General features: G+C 66.8%; 20 protein-coding genes. 7 read left to right on the top strand and 13 right to left on the bottom strand.

Annotation, left to right across the window (positions count from 1 at the left end; genetic code table 11):
• The first annotated feature begins 29 nt into the window (after nucleotides 1-29).
• Nucleotides 30-926 (top strand): drug/metabolite exporter YedA, encoded by an 897-nt coding sequence (gene yedA, locus ABQZ09_RS16610; protein WP_349777407.1) that lies wholly within the window; start codon nucleotides 30-32, stop codon nucleotides 924-926.
• Nucleotides 923-1,840, top strand: coding sequence for an EamA family transporter RarD (gene rarD / locus ABQZ09_RS16605; RefSeq protein WP_228313539.1), 918 nt, complete (start codon nucleotides 923-925; stop codon nucleotides 1,838-1,840). The genes yedA and rarD overlap by 4 nt, the downstream gene beginning before the upstream one ends.
• A 79-nt stretch (nucleotides 1,841-1,919) precedes the next feature.
• Here rarD and ABQZ09_RS16600 read toward each other — a convergent pair whose 3' ends face one another.
• The 5 genes from ABQZ09_RS16600 to ABQZ09_RS16580 all read right to left on the bottom strand — a co-directional run bounded on the left by ABQZ09_RS16600 (nucleotide 1,920) and on the right by ABQZ09_RS16580 (nucleotide 8,018).
• Nucleotides 1,920-3,035, bottom strand: a complete 1,116-nt coding sequence (locus tag ABQZ09_RS16600; protein ID WP_349777406.1) for an alpha/beta hydrolase family protein — start codon at nucleotides 3,033-3,035, stop codon at nucleotides 1,920-1,922.
• A gap of 180 nt (nucleotides 3,036-3,215) precedes the next feature.
• Nucleotides 3,216-4,541: an ABC transporter permease gene (locus ABQZ09_RS16595; RefSeq protein WP_228313541.1), complete on the bottom strand. Its 1,326-nt coding sequence runs from the start codon at nucleotides 4,539-4,541 to the stop codon at nucleotides 3,216-3,218.
• A 7-nt stretch (nucleotides 4,542-4,548) separates the two neighbouring features.
• Entirely contained in the window at nucleotides 4,549-5,709 is a 1,161-nt protein-coding gene (locus tag ABQZ09_RS16590) for an ABC transporter permease (protein WP_228313542.1), read from the bottom strand.
• 12 nt (nucleotides 5,710-5,721) lie between these two features.
• Nucleotides 5,722-6,411 carry an ABC transporter ATP-binding protein gene (locus ABQZ09_RS16585; RefSeq protein ID WP_228313543.1) on the bottom strand — a complete coding sequence of 230 codons (690 nt, stop codon included), beginning with the start codon at nucleotides 6,409-6,411 and terminating at the stop codon, nucleotides 5,722-5,724.
• 362 nt (nucleotides 6,412-6,773) lie between these two features.
• The gene (locus ABQZ09_RS16580) at nucleotides 6,774-8,018 is read right to left on the bottom strand and encodes an efflux RND transporter periplasmic adaptor subunit (RefSeq protein WP_228335018.1); all 1,245 of its coding nucleotides are present in this window, start codon (nucleotides 8,016-8,018) and stop codon (nucleotides 6,774-6,776) included.
• A gap of 414 nt (nucleotides 8,019-8,432) precedes the next feature.
• Here ABQZ09_RS16580 and ABQZ09_RS16575 point away from each other — a divergent pair, with 414 nt between their 5' ends.
• From ABQZ09_RS16575 to ABQZ09_RS16565, 3 genes are all read left to right on the top strand, one after another.
• The gene (locus ABQZ09_RS16575) at nucleotides 8,433-9,623 is read left to right on the top strand and encodes a sensor histidine kinase (protein ID WP_349777405.1); all 1,191 of its coding nucleotides are present in this window, start codon (nucleotides 8,433-8,435) and stop codon (nucleotides 9,621-9,623) included.
• An 81-nt stretch (nucleotides 9,624-9,704) separates the two neighbouring features.
• On the top strand, nucleotides 9,705-10,307 hold the full coding sequence (locus ABQZ09_RS16570) for a response regulator transcription factor (RefSeq protein ID WP_039404558.1): 603 nt from the start codon (nucleotides 9,705-9,707) through the stop codon (nucleotides 10,305-10,307).
• 202 nt (nucleotides 10,308-10,509) lie between these two features.
• Nucleotides 10,510-11,298, top strand: a complete 789-nt coding sequence (locus ABQZ09_RS16565; RefSeq protein WP_184557967.1) for a ThuA domain-containing protein — start codon at nucleotides 10,510-10,512, stop codon at nucleotides 11,296-11,298.
• A 251-nt stretch (nucleotides 11,299-11,549) separates the two neighbouring features.
• On the opposite strand, the gene ABQZ09_RS16560 is transcribed toward ABQZ09_RS16565, so the two are convergent.
• Both ABQZ09_RS16560 and ABQZ09_RS16555 read right to left on the bottom strand, forming a co-directional pair.
• On the bottom strand, nucleotides 11,550-12,092 hold the full coding sequence (locus tag ABQZ09_RS16560; protein WP_228313546.1) for a cytochrome b: 543 nt from the start codon (nucleotides 12,090-12,092) through the stop codon (nucleotides 11,550-11,552).
• Nucleotides 12,089-13,180 carry a catalase family peroxidase gene (locus ABQZ09_RS16555; RefSeq protein ID WP_228313547.1) on the bottom strand — a complete coding sequence of 364 codons (1,092 nt, stop codon included), beginning with the start codon at nucleotides 13,178-13,180 and terminating at the stop codon, nucleotides 12,089-12,091. The genes ABQZ09_RS16560 and ABQZ09_RS16555 overlap by 4 nt, the downstream gene beginning before the upstream one ends.
• A gap of 163 nt (nucleotides 13,181-13,343) precedes the next feature.
• Here ABQZ09_RS16555 and ABQZ09_RS16550 point away from each other — a divergent pair, with 163 nt between their 5' ends.
• Together ABQZ09_RS16550 and ABQZ09_RS16545 are read left to right on the top strand one after the other, a co-directional pair.
• Complete coding sequence (locus tag ABQZ09_RS16550) at nucleotides 13,344-13,859, top strand: RNA polymerase sigma factor (RefSeq protein ID WP_228313548.1); 516 nt, start codon at nucleotides 13,344-13,346, stop codon at nucleotides 13,857-13,859.
• Nucleotides 13,856-14,608, top strand: coding sequence for an anti-sigma factor family protein (locus ABQZ09_RS16545; RefSeq protein WP_349777404.1), 753 nt, complete (start codon nucleotides 13,856-13,858; stop codon nucleotides 14,606-14,608). The genes ABQZ09_RS16550 and ABQZ09_RS16545 overlap by 4 nt, the downstream gene beginning before the upstream one ends.
• Before the next feature lie 55 nt (nucleotides 14,609-14,663).
• On the opposite strand, the gene ABQZ09_RS16540 is transcribed toward ABQZ09_RS16545, so the two are convergent.
• From ABQZ09_RS16540 to ABQZ09_RS16515, 6 genes are all read right to left on the bottom strand, one after another.
• Nucleotides 14,664-16,034, bottom strand: a complete 1,371-nt coding sequence (locus tag ABQZ09_RS16540; RefSeq protein WP_349777403.1) for a leucyl aminopeptidase family protein — start codon at nucleotides 16,032-16,034, stop codon at nucleotides 14,664-14,666.
• 39 nt (nucleotides 16,035-16,073) lie between these two features.
• Entirely contained in the window at nucleotides 16,074-16,811 is a 738-nt protein-coding gene (locus ABQZ09_RS16535; protein WP_349777402.1) for an HAD family hydrolase, read from the bottom strand.
• 104 nt (nucleotides 16,812-16,915) lie between these two features.
• The gene (locus ABQZ09_RS16530) at nucleotides 16,916-18,022 is read right to left on the bottom strand and encodes an AI-2E family transporter (RefSeq protein ID WP_184557769.1); all 1,107 of its coding nucleotides are present in this window, start codon (nucleotides 18,020-18,022) and stop codon (nucleotides 16,916-16,918) included.
• Nucleotides 18,023-18,190: 168 nt separating this feature from the next.
• The gene (locus ABQZ09_RS16525; protein WP_039404544.1) at nucleotides 18,191-18,574 is read right to left on the bottom strand and encodes a hypothetical protein; all 384 of its coding nucleotides are present in this window, start codon (nucleotides 18,572-18,574) and stop codon (nucleotides 18,191-18,193) included.
• Nucleotides 18,571-19,053, bottom strand: a complete 483-nt coding sequence (locus ABQZ09_RS16520; RefSeq protein WP_039404543.1) for a hypothetical protein — start codon at nucleotides 19,051-19,053, stop codon at nucleotides 18,571-18,573. Before ABQZ09_RS16520 ends, ABQZ09_RS16525 begins: the two co-directional genes overlap by 4 nt.
• Before the next feature lie 3 nt (nucleotides 19,054-19,056).
• A complete protein-coding gene (locus tag ABQZ09_RS16515) occupies nucleotides 19,057-19,419 on the bottom strand; it encodes a hypothetical protein (RefSeq protein ID WP_010374821.1) in 363 nt (120 codons plus the stop codon).
• Nucleotides 19,420-19,460: the final 41 nt, after the last annotated feature.

Raw genomic sequence — 19,460 nt, 5'->3', positions numbered from 1 at the left:
TGAAGCTTCCGCTGCAGTTGGCAGGTCCGATGTCTTCCTCTCACGACGCTGCCGCACCCGCGCGCAGCGGGCTGGTCGTTCTCGCGTTGTTGCTGGTGTATGTGGTCTGGGGCTCGACCTATCTGGCGATCCGCTTCGCGCTGGAAGGCGGTGCGCAGCCGTTGACGATGGTGTCCGGCGCGCGCTTCATCATCGCCGGCAGCGTGCTCTACGGCGTATTGCGCTGGCGCGGCGTGGCGGCGCCCACGCGCGCGCAATGGAAGAACGTGGCCTTGATGGGCGCGGCGCTGTTGCTGTTGGGCAACGGCATGGTGGTGCTGGCCGAGCGCAGCGTGTCCTCCGGCCTGGCCGCCACTGCAGTGGCCTCGGTGCCGCTATGGATGGCCTTGTTCGGTGCCCTGCGTGGGCAGCATGCCAGCGGCGGCGAATGGCTGGGCATCGTGATCGGATTCCTGGGCGTGGTGTGGCTCAACGCCGGCAGCAGCCTGACCGCAACGCCGGGCGGTCTGGTGCTGCTGCTGATCGCGCCGATCGGCTGGGCATTCGGCTCGGTGTGGTCGCGGGGCCGCGACCTGCCATCGCCGTTCATGACCGCCGCCGGGCAGATGCTGTGCGGCGGCGTGTTGCTGGTGAGCACCGGCCTGTTGATCGGCGAGCGGCCGCAGGTCTGGCCCACCCCGCAGGGGTTGATGGCAGTGGCGTACCTGTGCGTGTTCGGCTCGATCGTGGCATTCACCGCCTATGTCTGGCTGCTGCATCACGTGCGCCCGGCACTGGCCGGCAGCTATGCCTACGTCAATCCGGTGATTGCGGTGGCGTTGGGCGCGTGGCTGGGGCACGAGCGTTTCACCGCCCACGACATCGGCGCGATGGCGGTGATCCTGGCCGGCGTGCTGGTGGTCACCCTGGCCAAGGCGCGGCGATGAGCGCGGTCGTGCCGGTGTCGGCGGTGGAGGCGCGGCGCGGTCTGTTGATGACCGCCGCGAGCTTCGTGATCTGGGGACTGGTGCCACTGTATTGGCACCTGCTCAAGGTGGTGCCGTCGCTGCAGATCATTGCGCACCGCATCGTGTGGAGCGCAGTGCTGGTCGTTGCGTGGCTGGTGGCGACCTCGGGGCTGCATTGGTGGCGCACGATTGCCGCGCAGCCGCGCGCGCTGTGGATGCTGGCCGCCAGCAGCGTGGCGATTGCCTTCAATTGGGGCCTGTATATCTGGGCCATCAATGCCGGGCATGTGATCGAAGCCAGCCTGGGCTACTTCATCAATCCATTGCTGAGCGTGTTGCTGGGCGTGCTGGTGCTGAAAGAGCGGCTGCGTGGCATCCAGTGGCTGGCGGTGACATGCGCTGCAGCAGGCGTGCTGTGGCTGACCGTCGATGCCGGTGCACCGCCGTGGATCGCGCTGGGGCTGGCGATCTCGTTCGGCCTCTACGGGTTGCTGCGCAAGCTGGTGTCGGTGGACCCGGTGGCCGGGCTGGGTGTGGAGAGCGTGTACCTGTTCGTGCCGGCACTGCTGCTTGCCGCATGGGGCGAGCAGGGCCATGGCGGCGCGTTCTTCAGCGGCTGGGACCTGCGAACCGACCTGCTGCTGATCTTCGGTGGCGTGGTGACGGCGGTCCCGCTGATCGGGTTTGCGTACGGCGTGCGGCGGATCCCGCTGTCGCTGGTGGGCATCCTGCAATACATCGGGCCGAGCCTGCAGCTGTTGCTGGGCGTGTGGTTCTTCCATGAGCCGTTCGACCAGGGACGTGCGATCGGGTTTGCGGCGATCTGGCTGGGCTTGCTGCTGTTCGTCGGCGACAGCGTGGTGCGTTCGCGGCAGCCGGTGGTCACGCGCTGAGCAAGCGCCGCACTGCAGGCAGGGCGTGTGGCCTTGATCAGCGCGACGGCCTCGCATCCGGGCGCCGCGCTGGCCCCGATCAACTGCGTGGCATTGCCAATGGGCCGGCCACTGCCAGCGTGGAAGCGGGCAGCGCCGGCGGCGCAGGACAATGGCCGGGGTCGCGTTGCACCTGCGCCAGCCAGTGATCGATCGGCCCGCCGAGCAGGTCCAGCCGTAGCGGCAGGCTCAGATGGTTTTCGCCGGGAAGCTCGACGTAATGCGCACGCGCGCTGGCCAATGCCAGTGCGCGGCCATGCGCCACCGGAATGTGCTGATCGGCATCGCCATGCAACAGCAGCACGCAGCTGCGCGTGTCGGCCAGGGCGTGCGCGACATCGACACGGTCCAGGTCCAGCTTGAGCTGGGTATCGGCGGCGGCGATCACCGCATCGATATTCTGGTCGGCATAGCGCCAGCGCGCATAGGCCGCCACCGCCTGCCCGCGCCACCCGTGCGGCTGGCTGGCGAGCAGATGCGGCACCATGTCGCGGATGCCGCGGCCGGCATTGGCGAACGATTCCATCGCCACCACGCCGGCCACGCGCGGGCCGAGCTTGTCGGCCGTGAACAGTGCGGTGGCCGCGCCATAGGAAATGCCGAACAGGGACAGCGGCCCGGCAATTTCGCCACGTGGCTGCAGGGCATCGAGCACATCAATCACGTCATCGGATTCGCGCGTGCCGTAACCGGACGGCCCGCCGCCGGAATGGCCGTGGTTGCGCAGGTCGATGGTGACCACCCGGTAGCCGGCCTGGGCCAGCTGCAGCGACCAGGGCAGCAGCGAATCGCCATCCATCATCCAGCCATGCAGCAGCACCACGGTGCCACGCGGCGCCGGCGGCGGCGTGGTGGGCACGCTGAAGCCGAAGTCCACGTCAAGCGCATGCGCCGGGTCGTTGCGCTGGCCCAGGTAGCGGTAATGCATGGCGTACTGGCCGGGATCGATCGCCCGCCAGAAGATCGGCACGCCATCGCGCGTGACCACATGGCCGCTGCGGTTGGGCACCGTGGCGATGGTGGCGGCAATGCGTTCTTCGTCCAGCAACGGCGACACGCCACCGGGCGCAACCAGGCGCTCGCTGAGCGAGGTCGAAGAGGAAGAACAGCCGGCCAGCCACAGGCAGGCGCAGGCCAGCAGAATCAGGCGCGTCATGGCGAAGATCGATGGATGCAACAGCCGGGCAGGCTACGGCCTGCCCGGCCTGCGCATCTACCGCAACGCAGTGACAAAACGATGACAGCCTGCAATACATTCAGATACCAAGCGCATCGCCTTGCTCGGCTCTACGAATCCCCAATCCCCACTCCCGAATTCCGGCGGGCCAACGGCCGCCTACACCTCACGCAATGCCGTGGTGATCGGCAACCGCGCCGCGCGCAGTGCCGGGAACAGCCCGCCCACCAGCCCGATGCCCAGCGCCCATTTCAGCCCGCTCCACAGCAGCTCCGGCGAGACCTTGAACTGGAACACCACCTGGCTGAAGTTGTTGCCCAGTGTGGAGACGGTATAGCCATTGAACACCGCCCAGGCGATCAGCCCGCCCAGCAGCCCGCCCAGCAGTGCCAGCAGCATGGTTTCCAGCATCAGCGCCATGATCACCGGCGTGCCGCGAAAGCCGATGGCGCGCATGGTGGCGATCTCGCGCGCACGCGTGGCCACTGCCGCATACATCGTGTTGAGCGCGCCAAACACCGCGCCCACCGCCATGATCGCGCCGATCACCGTGCCCAGGATGCTGATCAACCTGTTCAAGCCGCCGCCCTGTTTGCCGTAGTAGGCGCGGGTGGTTTCCACATCCAGCTTGAGCCGCGGGTCGGCGGCCATTGCCGTCTTGAACTGCTCGAAGCCGGCCTTGCCGCTGGTGCGTGCGGTGATCGACTGGTACGCACGGCGGTTGTAGGTGGTGGCCAGCGTCTGCGCATCGGTCCACAGCTCCGAATCGTGCGCATCGCCGGAGGCGAAGACACCGACCACCGTCCATTGCTGGCTGCCCAGGGTGAGCGTCTTGCCCAGCTCCAGCCCGCGGAACTGATTCAACGCGCCCTTGCCGACCACGATCTCGCGCAGGCCAGTGTTGAAGCGGCGGCCCTGCACGATCCTGACCTTGGGGTGCACCGCCCAGGCCTGTTCGCCCACCCCGCGCAGCTGGGCGTTGACGTCGGTGCCATCAGAGCGGGAGGCGACGTTGACCACCTGCGACAACTCCGGCGAAACCATCGGGCGCCCGTTGGCATCGGTGGCGATGCCCGGCAGGCTGCCGATCAGTGGCACCAGGTCGCGGGTGATCACCGAGTTGGTCTCGGCCTGCGAGCCGCCGCGCAGGACAATCGCGGTGGTGTCGTCGCCGGTGCTGTTGAGCGTGGCCTGGAAGCCCTGGCCCATCGCCAGCATTGCCACCAGTACACCGACCACGCCGGCAATGCCGACCACGATCACCGAGGTGGAGCCCCAGCGTTGCGGCAGGCTGGCGATGCCGATGCGTGCAGCGGCCAGCGACAGGCGGCCACTGCGGGTGGCGACCAGCCACACCGCCAGCAGTACCGCGACCGGCGCCAGCCAGATCCACGGCAGCGCGATCCACAGCCCCAGGCCGAGCGCCAGCAGCACCACGGACACCACAGTGACGCCACGATCTTTCCATTTGCGTTGCATCTGCATGCTCCTGTCAGCGGCCGGCGAGGGCATCGACGATCTTCAAGCGCTGCGCGCGTAACGCCGGCAGCACACCCACCACCAGGCCGATGCCGACCATCAGGGCCAAGCCAACCAGCCAGGTCTGCAGCGGCACGCTCTGCGTGGGCATCAGCCCGCCGCTGCGCGCGGACACCGCCGGAATCACCAGTGCCGCCAGGCCCATGCCGATCAGCCCGCCGAGGCCAATCAACAACACCGACTCGATCATCACCAGGCTCAGCACCGTGCGGTCCTGGAAGCCCAGCGTCTTGAGCGTGGCCAGCTCCGGGATGCGTTCGCGCACCGCCTGGGCCATGGTGTTGCCGGTGAGCAGCAGCAAGGTGAAGAACACCGCGGCCATGATCGAGGTGACGATCAGGCCGATATCGGCGAACTGCTTGACGAAGGCCTGCTGAAACGCCGATTCGGTTTGCGACTTGGTTTCATGATCGGAGTTGGCCGACAACGCATCGATGGCCTGCGCCACGCGCGAGGCCTGGTCGGGGTTGCTCAAGCTCACCGTCAGCCAGCTCACCTGGTTCTTGATGTAGTCGTTGGATTCGTCGAAATATTTCCAGTTCATCATCAACTGGCGTTCCTGATTGGCCGCCACGGTGCGGTCCTTCATGCGAAAGATGCCGACCAGCTGCAGCGGCCAGTCGTTGCTGCCGCCACGCGGAAAGATGGTGGCCTGCAACGGGATGGTGTCGCCGATCTTCCAGCCATGTTCCTTGGCCAGGGCTTCGCCGACCACCGCACCGGTGCGCGTGGACTGGAATGCCTTGAGCTGGTCCTTGGGCAACGCGTATTCGCTGTAGACGTCGAAGAAGTTGGGCGCCACCGAAAAATTGGGGAAGAAATTCTTCGGGTCGCGGTAGATGCCGCCAAACCACATCGCCGAGGTCACATCGCGCACGCCAGGCACGCTGCGCACCTGCGCTTCCAGGCGGATCGGCAGCGATTGGGTGATGGACAGGCGCGAGGCCACCACCAGCCGATTGACCCCGCTGACGCTGCCGCCGGAGGTAAACGCCACCCGCACCGAATCGAGCATGCCGAACAGCAGGAAGGCCGCCACCACCGACAACAGCGTCAGCAAGGTGCGCGTCTTGCTGCGGAACAACTGCGCCCACACCAATGACAGATACTTCATGGCAGCGTTCCTTCAGAGGACGAGCGGCGCATCGGCCAGCTCGCCCTTGTCCAGATGGATGGTGTGGGTGGCGTATTCGGCGGCCTTGGGGTCATGGGTAACCATGACGATGGTCTTGCCATGTTCGCGATTGAGTTCCTGCAACAAACGCAGGATCTCTTCGGCGTTGTGGCGGTCCAGGTCGCCGGTGGGCTCGTCGCAGATCAGGAACGTCGGGTCGGACACGATGGCGCGTGCAATGGCCACGCGCTGCTGCTGGCCGCCTGACAGTTCGCTGGGCTTGTGGTTGCGACGCTCCTGCAGGCCGACCAGGGTCAATGCGATCTCGGCATTACGCTTGCGTTGGGCGGCATTGAGCGAGGTGAGCAGCAATGGCAGCTCCACGTTCTTCTGTGCGGTGAGCATCGGCATCAGGTTGTAGAACTGGAACACAAACCCGACGTGGTGGCTGCGCCAGGTGGCGAGCTGGCCGCTGCTCATGCGGTCGATGCGCTCGCCTTCGATCTCGATCTCGCCGCCGCTTGGGGTATCCAGTCCGCCGATCAAGTTGAGCAAGGTGGTCTTACCGGAGCCGGACGGCCCCATCAATGCCACGAAATCGCCGCTGGCGATCTCCAGATCGATGCCGTGCAGCACCTGTACCTGTTCGGGGCCGCGTTGGTAGGTCTTGGTGATGTTGCGCAAGCTGACGAGAGCGGTCATGGCGACTCCTGGTGACGCAATGGGATGAGAGAGCGGTACGGCACGGCGACGGCGAGTGCATGCGGGGCGGTGCGGAGGCACGCGCCGCAGCGACGACGGTGAAGCGATCAAGCAATGGCGTGTTGCAGCGTGTGACGGGTAGCCAGATGCACCAACCCGCTGTGCAGCCGTCGCGCAGAACCTCCTTGGTCCATCGCGGCGACGTTGCGCTCAACAGCCCACAGCGACTCCTTCAGACAGCGGTTTGAAATGCACTGACGACAATGTTTTGTTTCCGCTTGGAACAGCCGATGCAACGCGTAGCGATGACACGCCCGCCACGCAAGCGCGCGACCCGACACCGCACTGCACCGCCTCGGCCATCACGGCGCAGCGTCCGCCTCGGCCTCGGCCACCGTGTCGCCATGCTTCAGCGCCTGCGGCGGATTCACCACCACGCTGTCGCCGGCAGCCAGTCCCGACAGCACCTGGCGGTCTTCGCCCATGCGCATACCGGTCGTGACGGCGCGCTCGCTGACGGTATTGCGCTCGCCCACCACGAAGGCCACGGTGCGCGTGCCGCGTTCGACCAACGCGGCAGCGGGCACGCGCACGCCTTGCGGCTTGGCCGCCTCCTGTGGCTTGGCCTGCTCCAGAAAGCTCACCCGCACGCCCATCTCCGGCACGATGCGCGCATCCTTGACCTTGAGCGCCACCCGCACCTTCACCGTGGCCTTGCCACGGTCGGCCGTGGGGATGATGGCGATCACTTCACCGGGGATCTTCCACTCCGGATACGCGTTGAGCACCGCCTCCACCGGCATCTTCGGCTGCACGCGGCCGATGTAGGACTCGCCGACTTCCACTTCGATTTCCAGCGATTCCATGTCCACGATGGTGCCGATGCCGGTGCGGGTGAAACCGCCACCGGCCGAGAGCGGCGACACGATCTCGCCCGGCTGCGCGGCCTTGGCGGTGACCACGCCGGCGAAGGGAGCGCGCACCACATTGAAGTCCGAGCGGATGCCGGCAATGGCCAGCTGATCGGAGGCCACCTGCACATTGCGTTGCGCGTTCTGCAACTGTGCACGCAGTGCGTCGCGCTGCGCGGTGGCCTGTTCGTACTGCGAGCGCGATACCAGCTGCGCGCCGACCAGCGATTGCAGTCGCGTGGCATCGGCATTGGCCACGGCCAGCTGCGCCTGCATGTTGTCGACCTGGCTGCGCGCGGCCGACAGCTGCGAGGCCGACAGCGTACGCTGCGCGTCGGCATCCAGCGGGTCCAGCGTGGCCATCACCTGGCCCTGTTCCACCCGCATGCCTTCTTCGATCATCACTTCGCGCACCTTGCCGGTCACCTGCGCCGACACCGTGGCCATGCGCCGCGCCACCACGTAGCCGGAGGCATCCAGCACCGAGGCGCTGCTGCTGCCGGCACTGATCGCCACCACTGGTGCGGTCTGCACCTTGGCCACCGGTGTGCGGGTGAACCACCACGCGGCAGCGGCCAGCGCGATGACGATGACGATGGCGGCGATGATCCAGCCGGTGCGGCGCGCCGGTGGCGGCGTGGCAGGACGCTGGCGGTCGATGCGGAGTTGTTTGAGCAGATCGGCGGAGGTGTTCATCGAGAACCAGGACAGAAGGCTGCGCAGAATGTGACTGCCTGCAAGGCGCGCCGCAAGCTGCCGGAAGTCACCACCTGCAAGGCGGCGACAAACGGTAGGACCTGCCGGGCTGCTGCAATTGCGCTGCAGCATGCAAGCTGGCGACGGCACCCACCAGTGACAGCTGTCACCTGCACGCCATGACAGTTGAGACTGGGCGGCCTACCTGCAGGCGCGCACGCTTGCCTATCGATCAAGCCGGGACCTGCGTATGTGTCATCCCCACCGCATGCGCTGCCCGGGTGCAGCGCATCACGACCGTCGTTGCACCTTGGCGCAAGGCTTGAGGTTGCTGATCCACTCTGCAGTGCACCGCGGCACGCCCAGGCGAGCGCGGCAATGGCAGAATCGACTCACTTCTCCGGACCCATCCCGATGCCTCTGACGCTCCCGGCCTGGCTGCGGCCGGCTCCAGATTCGCAAGTGACCGCGCGCCTGGCGCAGGGCCAGTCGCCATGGATGGACTGCGTGCACCTGCTGTGGTCGGCCTGGGTGTTCGTGGTGCCGGTGTTCTCCTCGCGCGGTTACGACGCGACCTGGCTGCTGTGCACGGCGCTGTCGTATCCATTGTTTCTGCTGTTGTACGCGCGCATGTTGCTGGCACCGCGTGGCACGCTGTACCGCTATGCGTGGGCGATGGGCATGCTCAGTGCGGCGCTGCTGCCGGTGTACGCCTCGGGCATCAGCTACTTCGTATTTGCCTGCCTGAGCCTGCGCCCTTCCACGCGGCATGCGCTGTGGCGGCATTTCGCCATCCTGCTGCTGATGAACGCCTTATACCTGGGCTGGGCGCACTGGCTCGGGTTGAGCTGGCAGTCGCTGGTGTGGTTGCCGGTGTCGGTGCTGGGCATGGCTGCGGTGAGTGCGGTGTACAGCATCAACGAGCGCAAGGACGCGCTATTGCGCCTGTCGCAGGACGAAGTGCGCCGGCTGGCGGCCACCGCCGAGCGCGAACGCATCGGCCGCGATCTGCACGACCTGCTGGGTCACACCCTGTCGCTTGTCGCGCTCAAGTCCGATCTGGCCGCGCGCCTGATCGAACGCGACCCGCAGGCCGCACGCAACGAAATCGACGCCGTGGCGCAGATCTCGCGTGACGCGCTGACGCAGGTGCGCCGTGCTGTTACCGGCATCCGCGCCGCCGGGCTGGTGGCCGAGCTGGCCTCGGCAAAGGTGCTGCTGGACATGGACGGCATCGTGCTGGAACACACGCTGGACGCGCTGCCTCTGCCACCCGACCATGAAACCGCGTTGGCGCTGGTGGTGCGCGAGGCGGCCACCAATGTGCACCGCCACGCCCAGGCCAGACGGGTCCGGGTCAGCCTGCGCGCGCAGGACGGCCGGGCGGTGCTGGAGATCACCGATGATGGGCGCGGCGGGGTGATCGTGCCCGGCAATGGCCTGGATGGCATGCGTGCGCGCCTGCACGCCCTGGGTGGCGCGTTGGACGTGGACGCGCTGCCACGCGGCATGCGCCTGCGCGCCGGCGTGCCGTTGCCGCCGCACCCCATGCCGGATGCGGCGCACCCACCGTTGCCGCTGCCCTTGGTGCCGCAACCGCGCTGAGCGCTCACCGGCCCGGCCGCTGCACGTCGCCGGCCTGCACTGTTATCGTGCGCAACCGTTGCACAGAGGCGAGCGCGAGCGATGATCCGGGTGTTATTGGCCGAAGACCAGGCCTTGCTGCGTGGCGCGCTGGTGGCCCTGCTCGGGCTGGAGGATGACATCGAGGTGATTGGCAGTGCGGGCGATGGCGAAACCGCCTGGCGCGAGCTGCAACGGCTGCAGCCGCACGTGCTGATCACCGATATCGAAATGCCCGGGCTCAGCGGCCTGGAACTGGCTCAGCGCATCCAGCGCCAGGCGCTGCCGGTGCGGGTCATGATCGTCACCACCTTTGCGCGTCCCGGGTTCTTGCGGCGCGCGCTGGATGCCGGCGTGTCCGGGTATCTGCTCAAGGACGCGCCGGCCGAACAACTGGTCAGTGCCGTGCGCCAGGTGCAGCGCGGCGGGCGGGTGATCGACCCGCAGCTGGCCATCGATGCCTGGGTGGAAGCGGACCCCTTGAGCGAGCGCGAGCGCACGGTGCTGCGCCTGGCCGGCGAAGGCCGCTCGGCCAGCGAGATCGCGCAGCAGCTGCAGCTCTCGCATGGCACCGTGCGCAACTACCTGTCCGAATGCATCGGCAAACTGGGCGTGGCCAATCGCATCGAAGCGTACCGGTTGGCACGGCAGAAGGGCTGGTTGTAACGCCGTCAGTCGATGCCTGGCGTGTTCGGTCAGCTGGAGTTTGCGATAGATGAGACTGCATGCGCTTGATCGACGCGATCAGGCGAAAGGCATGGCATCACTCGCATCACCCACCCATCCGCAGCTATTCCAAACGCGTGCGAAGGCATGCGATTTGCACGCAGGTACACTGCGCAGCACTGGAAAACACGGCGAGCAATGCATGAAATCTCTGTGGCTGTCGGGCCTGCTGTTGATGTGCGCCTTCAACGCATCGGCCGAGCAATTCAAGATACTGGTGGCAGCCATTCCCAATCAGTATCACCACGACTATATCCCTGTGGCCAAGCCGCAATTCGAGGCGATGGCGCGCAAGCATTATGTCGAGATGGTGTGGGCATGGAATGCCAAGGCGTTCGAAGGCGATCTGTCGCAATACGCGGCCATCGTGTTGCTCAATACGCCGGCGACCGATCTGGACCCGGCGCAGCGGGCCAACTTTCAAAACTACGTGCGCAACGGCGGTGGCGTGGTCGCCGTGCACAAGGCGTTTGCGATCAAGCGCGGTGACTGGGAGTGGTACGACCACATGATTGGCCGCTCGTTCCGCACCCATCCATACATGCAAACGGCGATGGTGGATGTGGTCGATGCCAATTTCCCGGCCACGGCCGGCCTGCCCAGGCGCTGGGTGTGGAGCGATGAGTGGTACGAATACGATCCACCGTACAGCGATGACCTGGTCACGCTGCTCACCGTCGACGAAAGCAGTTATGACCCCACCCTGATCTGGCCGGGCCAGGTCGCCAGGGGCATGGGCAAACAGCACCCGGTCGCGTGGTATCACCACTTCGAAGGCGGGCGCGTCTTCGCCACTGCGCTAGGCCATCTGGCCGAAGCCTATAACGATCCGCGCTATCTGGATCACCTGTACGGTGGCATCTATTGGGCGGCGACTGGCAAGGGCATCGACGCATCTGCGCCAGCGGCCAAAACAAAACGCCAGCGTTAAGCACTAGCCCCTCCCCCCATGGGAGAGGGGTTGGGGTGAGGGTACGGAGCGCAGCCACCTGGAAGGGAGCATTGCGAGGCTTCACCCATAGCCTCATCCGCCCCTGCGGGGCACCTTTTCCCCATAAAGAAGGGCAATCCGACGGGAAAAGGGACAAGCCCCTCTCCTATTGAAAAGGGTGCGCGGTGGAGGGTACATCCGCGCAGCGAAGTCACTCTGCACAACACGTTATCCACCCCAGCCCCACCCCATCAACGCGCCGACCGCTCCCCACGCGCCATGCTGGAAAACACGCCGTCCCGGCGCACCCAGGCATGAAACAGCGCCGCGCTCAGATGCGCCAGCGCGGTGGCGAACAACAGATACGCCAGCCAGCCATGTGCGCCGCGCAGCCAGGCATACAGCGCCGGATCATGCGGTGCGATCGCCGGCAGGTTCGCGCCTGGCCACAGCACGATCGGGTAGCCGCCAGCCGACAGCATCGCCCAGCCGATCAGCGGCATGCCCAGCATCAACGCGTACAACAGCCAATGCGAGGCGATCGCGGCGGCCTTCTGCCACGCCGGCAGGTCCGCCGGCAGCGGCGGCGGGCGATGGCGCAGGCGGTTGATCAGGCGCAGCACCGCCAGGATCAGAATCGCGATACCCAGCGGACGATGCAGATCGATCAACCACGGCCGCTGCGTCACCGAGGCCACCATGCCCACGCCGACGAACAGCATGGTCAGGATCATCGCGGCCATCAGCCAATGCAGCACGCGCGCGGGCAGGTTGAAGTGTGTACGGCTGCTCATTGACGTGCTCCCTGGCCGGTGGCGGCGCTGCCTGTGCCGTTGGCGATCTCGCGCTCGCGGCGGTTGAACGATTGCGAATACACCGACGAGCGCGCGGCCAGGATCGGGTCGTTGGAGGCGGCAAGGCCCTTGGGCAGGATCAGCGGATCGTAGTTCAGATCGCGGCACGGCCCGCTGGCCTGCGGTTGCGCATGATCCAGGGACAGCGTGCCGGCCACGATCTGCTTGCGGCTGGCCGGCCATGGCTGCGATGGGTCGTCCACCGCATCGCCGGGCTCGGCAATGGTCAGCACCATGTCCCAGCGCAACGGCCCCTGCGCCAGCCGCGCGTCCAGATCGGTGGCGAGAAAATCGCCATCGGCCTGCTTGCGTTGCTCGGCGCTCAATTCCTTGAACGGCGTATGCGGGCGCATCGACCAGCGGATGTAGCGTTCGCGTCCATCGGCGGCAATCGCACGGAAGGCGTTGACGCCGTTGTACTGCGTGCTGGCCCAGCTGTCCGACCATGGCGCGGTCTTGGCCCACTGCTGGAACTTGGCCGCTTCCGGATACTGCTTGCCGAACGCCGCCAGTTTTTCCGGGTCCGGCTTGCCGGTGGCCGGGTCAGGCCGGGAGGCGACATTGAGCGCCTGGAAGCCGGCCGGCGTGGCCACCACGAAGAACGGAAAGCTGTTCATCGCCGTACGCCATTCCTGCCCGTCGTCGCTGCGCAACAGCAGCGCCATGCTGCGTACGCGCGCGGCACCATCGGCCCCGTGCGGGTCGCCACCGCCGATGGACATGCGCCCCAGCACCGGCGTGCTGGCCTGGCTGAAGATGCGTGCCGACGACACCCAGATGGCCTTGCCACTGGACTGGAACTGCCCGCTCACGCACACGCCCTTGGTATGCGCGCGGCGAAAGCCCGGATGCGGCGGCCCGCTGGATTCGATGGTATCGGTCATGCGCGCGGCAGTGAGCCGGTCGCCGCCGATCCAGCCCGCCGTCCAGGCGAATGCGATGGCAACGCCGCCGGCAATGGCGGCAATGCCCAGCAGCGGCAGCACAGGGCTGCGCGCGCGCGGGGGCGAGGGAGGTGGCAACGTCATGGCTGGCTCCGGTGGTCGATGCGGTGAGTGGTCGATGCAGTGAGACGCCGTGCAAGACGGGTTATTCCCGCGATTGCGAAAATACGTGCTGCACGCGCACGAATCGTGGGAATAGTCCACGCTCCAGTGCGTCTACTGTGTGATGCCACTACCAAACCCGCCAATGGATGCTCTGGACGATGACCAACTGCGTGCCGTGCTGCCGGCGCTGCGCCGCTTCGCGCGGTCGCTGAGCGGCGAGGCCGCCAGCGCCGACGACCTGGTGCAGGCCACGCTGGAACGAGCCCTGCGGCGTTGGCGCACCCGCCATACCGCCGACGCTGTGCAACCCTGGTTGTTCGCCATCCTGTACCGGCAGTTTCTGGATGGGCAGCGCCGTGCGGCGCGCTGGCAGCGGGTGGTGGGCCTGTTCGCGCCACAACAGCCCAGCCAGTCCGCCTCTGCCGAACAGGTGCACGACGGCCGTGCCATGTTGGCCAGTCTGGCGTTGTTGCCAGCCGAACAACGCGCCTTGCTGCTCCTGGTCAGCGTGGAGGGCTTCAGTTACCGCGAGGTGGCCGACACCCTCGGCATCCCGATCGGCACGGTCATGTCGCGCCTGTCGCGTGCGCGCGAACGCTTGCGCGCAGTGAACGAGGGCCACATGCGCCACACACCTGCATTGAGGATCCTCAAATGACCACCACACCGCCCGACGAGCATACCTTGCACGCCTACGTCGATGGCCGCCTGGCCCCGGAGCAACACGCAGCGGTTGCGGCGTGGCTGCAGGCACACCCTGCGCAGGCCGCGCGCGTGGCAGGCTGGAAACGCGATGCCGAAGCGCTGCGTGCCGCGCATGCTGGCCTGCCGCCAGAGCCGGGCACAGGTGCGCTGACGCCTGCGACGATTCGCCGTGGCCTGCAGCAACGCCGCCGGGCGGTGTTTGCCACGGCCGCCAGTTGCGTGTTGGCACTCGGCCTGGGCACCGGGTTGGGCTGGCAGCTGCACGAGAGCCGGATGACCAGCCAGCGGATTCCGATGGCCGATGCCGTGGCCGCGTACCGGCTGTTCGCCGAGACCGGCGCGCATCAGGGCGCTGCGTTGGAGGTGCAGCGCCGCACCGAGCTGGAACCCTGGTTGCGCGCGCATTTCGGCAATGCCGGTGTCGTGCCGGATCTGCGTGCGCAGGGCTATACGCTGCGCGGCGGGCAATTACTTTCCACGCCGGAGGGCGCGGCCGCCATGCTGATCTACGGCGATGCCGACGGCGCGCGCATCGGCCTGTATCTGCGTCCACGCAGCGGCCCGATGCCGACCGGCGAACGTCGCGATGGTGGTCTGTTGGCCCAGTACTGGGCCGAAGGCGACACCGCGTTTGCGCTGGTCGGCCCGGCGACGCAGACACGCCTGCGCACGATCGCGCCGTTGCTGCGTCCCCAGGGATGACCAGCGCAGCTGCAGGCGGCTGGCACTCGTCGGCGCGTGGTGCGACTGGCCGCGCTTACCCGGCGTAACGCTGCTGCAGCATCGCAAAGGCCGAGCGCAGGGCCAGCGCTTCGCCACCGGCCGGGCGGCCGGGGCGGTCGCTGTCGTTCCAGGCGTACACGTCCAGATGCGCCCAGCGTTGGCCCGGGGCCACGAAGCGTTCCAGATACAGCGCGGCGGTGACGGCGCCGGCCATGCGCGAGCCGGCGTTGGCCATGTCGGCCACGTGGCTGTTGAGATAACGCAGGTACGGGCGCCACAGCGGCATGCGCCAGACCGGGTCGCGGGTCTGTTCGCCAGCGCTGATCCAGGCCTGTGCCAGCGCATCGTCGTTGGCGAACAGGGCCGGCAGATCCGGGCCCAGCGCAATGCGCGCGGCTCCGGTGAGCGTGGCGAAATCCAGGATCAAGTCCGGCTTCTGTTCGGTGGCATAACTCAAGGCGTCGCACAGCACCAGCCGGCCTTCGGCATCGGTGTTGTCCACTTCCACGCTGACACCGGCACGGGTGGTGATGACCTCGCCGGGGCGGAAGGCTTCCGGGCCGACCGCGTTTTCCACCGCGGCAATCAGCAGGGTCAGCCGCACCGGCAACCGCTGCGCCATCACCAGCCCGGCCAGCGCCAGCGCATGTGCGGCGCCGCCCATGTCCTTTTTCATGTTGCGCATGCCATCGGCGGGCTTGAGATCCAACCCGCCGGTGTCGAAGCACACGCCCTTGCCGACCAGTATCAGATGCGGGTGCGCCACATCGCCCCACTGCAGCTGGATCAGCCGCGGCGCACGGTGCGAGGCGCGTCCCACCGCGTGGATGGTGGGGAAGTTCTGCGCCAGCAGCGCGTCGCCCACGATCGCATCGACCTGCGCGCCATGCGCCTGCGCCACCGCACGGGTGGCGTCTTCCAGATGCTGTGGCCCCATGTCTTCGGTGGGCGTGTTGACCCAGTCGCGTACCTGCAGGCAGGCCTCGATCAAGGCGCGGGTTTGCGCCGACGGCGTGGCCGCCAGTTCGGCCGGTGCGCGTGGCACCTTGCGGTACCGCGCGAAACGATACGCGCCCAATCCCCAACCCAAGTGCAGCAACGCCTGTTCGGCATCGCTCAAGGCGTTGGCCAGCGTCCAGCGGCTGGCGGGCGGCAATGCCATCGGCGCGTGGGCATAGGCATACGCGTCGGCGCGGTCGCCGATGCCGACGATGGCGCCGGCCAGCCCGTGGTCGCCTGGCAGCAACAGCACGCTACCGGGCGCGGCATCGAATCGCTGCGCCTGCGCCCACGACAACACGCGCGTGGGCTGCTCGGCGCACCAGCGCGCAAAGCCCTCGCGGTCGAGCACATACAGCGGCAGGGCCGCGGCGGCGGGATCGGTGAAACCGGTGAGGTGCGACATGGACATCCTTCAATGGCGGTGTGCGCCGTCGGGTTGAACTCAGGCGGGAATACAGATGCCGTCGCGTGCGGCACCCAGATGCGGCTGCTGCGCATCCAGCCAATCGGCCAGCCCGGTCATGCTGTCGAATTCCAGATCCGGCTGCTGGGTGGGGTGCGACCACACTGCGCCTTCGCGATTGATCCAGCACGCGCGCAGGCCCGCATCCAGCGCGCCCAGCACGTCCATGCGCACGTGGTCGCCCACATGCAGCACCTGTGCCGGCGGCAGTTCCAGGCGTGCGCATGCGGCGTGGAAGATGCTGGCGTCGGGCTTGGCACTGCCGTGTTCGCGCGAGCCCAGCTGAAACGCAAAGTGATGCATCAGCCCGATGCGTTGCAGATCGGCATTGCCGTTGCTGAGCGCGGCCACCGGCACATGCGCGGCAATGCGCGCCAGCGCGTCGAGCGCATCCGGATAGCATTCCACCTGGTTGCGCGCGGCGTAGAACACCTCATAAGCTGGCTCTACCAACGCCAGGTCGCCACCGCTTTCGCGCAACGCCATTTCCAGCGTCAAGCGCCGCAACGCGCTGAGGTCGTGGTGCAGGTGCGGGTTGTCGGCAAAGCTGCGCTCGCGCAGCTCCCGCATCGCTTCCACCGGAAACCGCTCGGCAGTAACCGGGCTGTGTTCACGCATCCAGTCGTACAGCACCTGATCGATGCGCGCCCCGATCGGCGCGAAAGGCCACAACGTGTCGTCGAGGTCGAGAGTGATGGCGCTGATGTAGAAGCTCATCGCGAGATTTTACGGTCTTGCGTTGGGAATGGGGAATCGGGAGTGGCGAATGGGTAGAGCGCCACTGCTCTTGCGATTCCCGAATCCCGAATCCCGAATCCCAGCTACTCCAACAGCCTGGCCCAGCGCTGCATCCCCTCCACCCGGCTCAGCACCATCTTGATGCAGACCAGCAGCGGCACCGCCAGCAGCAGGCCGACCATGCCCCACAGCCAGCCGAACAGCATCAGCGCCAGGATCAGCATCAGCGGCGAGATCGCCATGCGGCGTCCCAGCACGATGGGGGTGACCACCTGGCCTTCGATGGTGTGCAGCGCCAGATACAGGATTGCCGGCAGCAGCGAGGACACCGTGGTGCGGAATTCCACAAAGCCCATCAGCAGCATTAGCATCACGCCGATCAACGGACCCACATAGGGCGCGAAATTCAGCAGTGCCACCACCGTGCCCCACAGGATCGCTTCGGGCAGCGGGATCTGCAGTACATACAAGATGCCGGCAAATACCAGGCCGACCAGCGTGTTGATGACGCTGATGGTGAGCACGTAACGCGAGACTTCGCGTTCGATGTCCAGCATGATTTCGGTGGTGAAACGTTGCTGCTGACGGTTCGGTAGCAAGGCGATCGCATGCCGCTGCAGGCTCTCGCCATACACCATGAAGAAGAACGTCAGCAGCACCACCGCCAGCACCGACGCAGCCAGTTTGGGTGTGCGCACCAGCGCCTTGTAGGGGTCGTCCATCTGCGTGCGCACGATCTGCACGCCGCGCTGGCCTTCGCCACCGGCTGCGCGTGCAAAATTTTCTGCGGCCTGGTTGGCCTGCATCATCGGCTTGGTGAGGTCGCGCACATCGCGCGCAATCTGGCGCATCTGCCGCGGTGCCTGCTGCGCCCATTCGGCAGCCGGGCCGGCCAACTGTGCCGCCAGGGCCACGGTCCCGGCCAATCCCAGGCACAACACCAGCAAGGCGCCGACAAACCGCGGGATGTACAGCTTGCGCAACCCGCGCAGGATGGGGTTGCCGATGAGGGCGAAGAACGCCGCCAGCATGACCGGCAGGATGATCGTCTGCGCTGCCCACAGCGTATAGCCAACAGCGAGCGTGGCCAGCACCACCAGCGAGGCGGGTGCGCGCGGACGCGGGGCCGGTGGTGGCGGGAGCGAATCTGCCGCGACGGCAGCATCCAGCGGATCGAGAGGAAGAGACATGCGTGCCCTGGCAGCAGGCTGGCGTGCCGCCAGCGGTGCGCCATTATCGGCACAACGCGTCAATGGCGCGCACAGGGTCTGTGCGCGCGGCGTCGTTACGAACTGGCTGATGCAGCGGGCTCAGCCGCAGGTGCAGCAACGCGCATGGCGTTGTGCTTGCACGCTGGGTCAGGCGGCGTGGTCGGCCGGCACTTGCACCACCGTGACCGGCGGGTCGGCTGCTACTTCTTCGGCACTGTCGGCAGCGCGTTCGGCCTGTTCGGAGGCTTCCTGTGCGCGATGCGCCGTAAACAACGCGGAGATGGTGCTGATCATCTGCAGAATCTTGGGGATGCCTCCAAGCTTGCTGGCAATGCTGCCCAGCGCAGCCTGTGGTTCGTTGCGACCGGTCACAAAGCCCAGCCCGAAACCGACTGCCAGGATGCGCACCGGCGACCAGCCGGCGCGCCAGGTCTGGCGCAACTGGGCCCAATGCGAGCGCGTTTCCTGCGCCCGCCCTTCTACCAGGAATTCAGCGCGTTCGACGCGCTGACGCAAGGCGCCAAACTTCATGAGCGTGCTCCATTGGCGGCTGTGGCCGTGTCGTCGTCACTGGAGTCATCGAAGATGCCCAGTTTGATCAACTGCCGCCGCGTGGCATTCATGCCGGTGTGATCGAAGTAGAAGAACACCCGCCACGCCGCGATGCCGGTGACCAGCAAGCTGGCCAACGCGGTGAAGAACATCGCCTGAAACCATGACAACCCGGCACGTTGGAGCAACGCAATGATGGCGCCCGCCAACAACAGCCAGGACGAGGCGCCGAAAACGACCGCGACACAGGCCCATGCCAGGCCACGCCCGAACGCACTGCGTGCCAGTTGCAGATCGGCCGACACCAGCCGGCGTAACGCGCGGCTGGTGTCCTTGGCCGAGCCCAACGTCGCACGGCCGGCGGCACCGACCGCGCGTACGCTTTCGTCCAGTCCTGGCGTTTCCGGGCGCGCGTCTGGCGCGCCGGAGCCGGCAGCTGTAGAGGCCTGATCGCTCACGGCTTAGTTATCGTTGCTGCGTGCCAGCTTGGCGATGACCCAACCCGCTGCAAATGCCACGCCGAACGCGGCAAGCGGACGCTCGCGGATCAGGTCGGTGGCGCTTTCGAGCAGGTCGTTGCCCTTGGCCACCAGTACGTCCATTTGCTCCTTGGCAGCGGCGCCACCGAATTCGGCGGCGGCCATGCCGGCCAGCGCGGTGTCGGAGAGCTCGGCCTTGACGTTGGCGCGGCCCAGCTTGAGCTCGTCGCCTGCAGCGCTGGTGGCGCCCTTGACGGCTTCGCCGGCAGCGCTGGCGGCCGACTTCAGGTGGGTGCCGGCTTCGCTCAGGTTTTCCTTCAGCTGATCGGTGTTGGTGGGGCTCATGCGATATCTCCTTCGGTCATTGATGGCAGCCGTCACTCACG

Origin of the sequence: Xanthomonas sp. WHRI 6106, from assembly GCF_040202405.1 — a bacterium.
In the GTDB taxonomy this organism is placed as follows: Bacteria; Pseudomonadota; Gammaproteobacteria; order Xanthomonadales; family Xanthomonadaceae; genus Xanthomonas; species Xanthomonas cannabis.
Note: the sequence above shows the minus strand (reverse complement) of the source record. Positions and strands in the feature narration are given on the sequence as shown.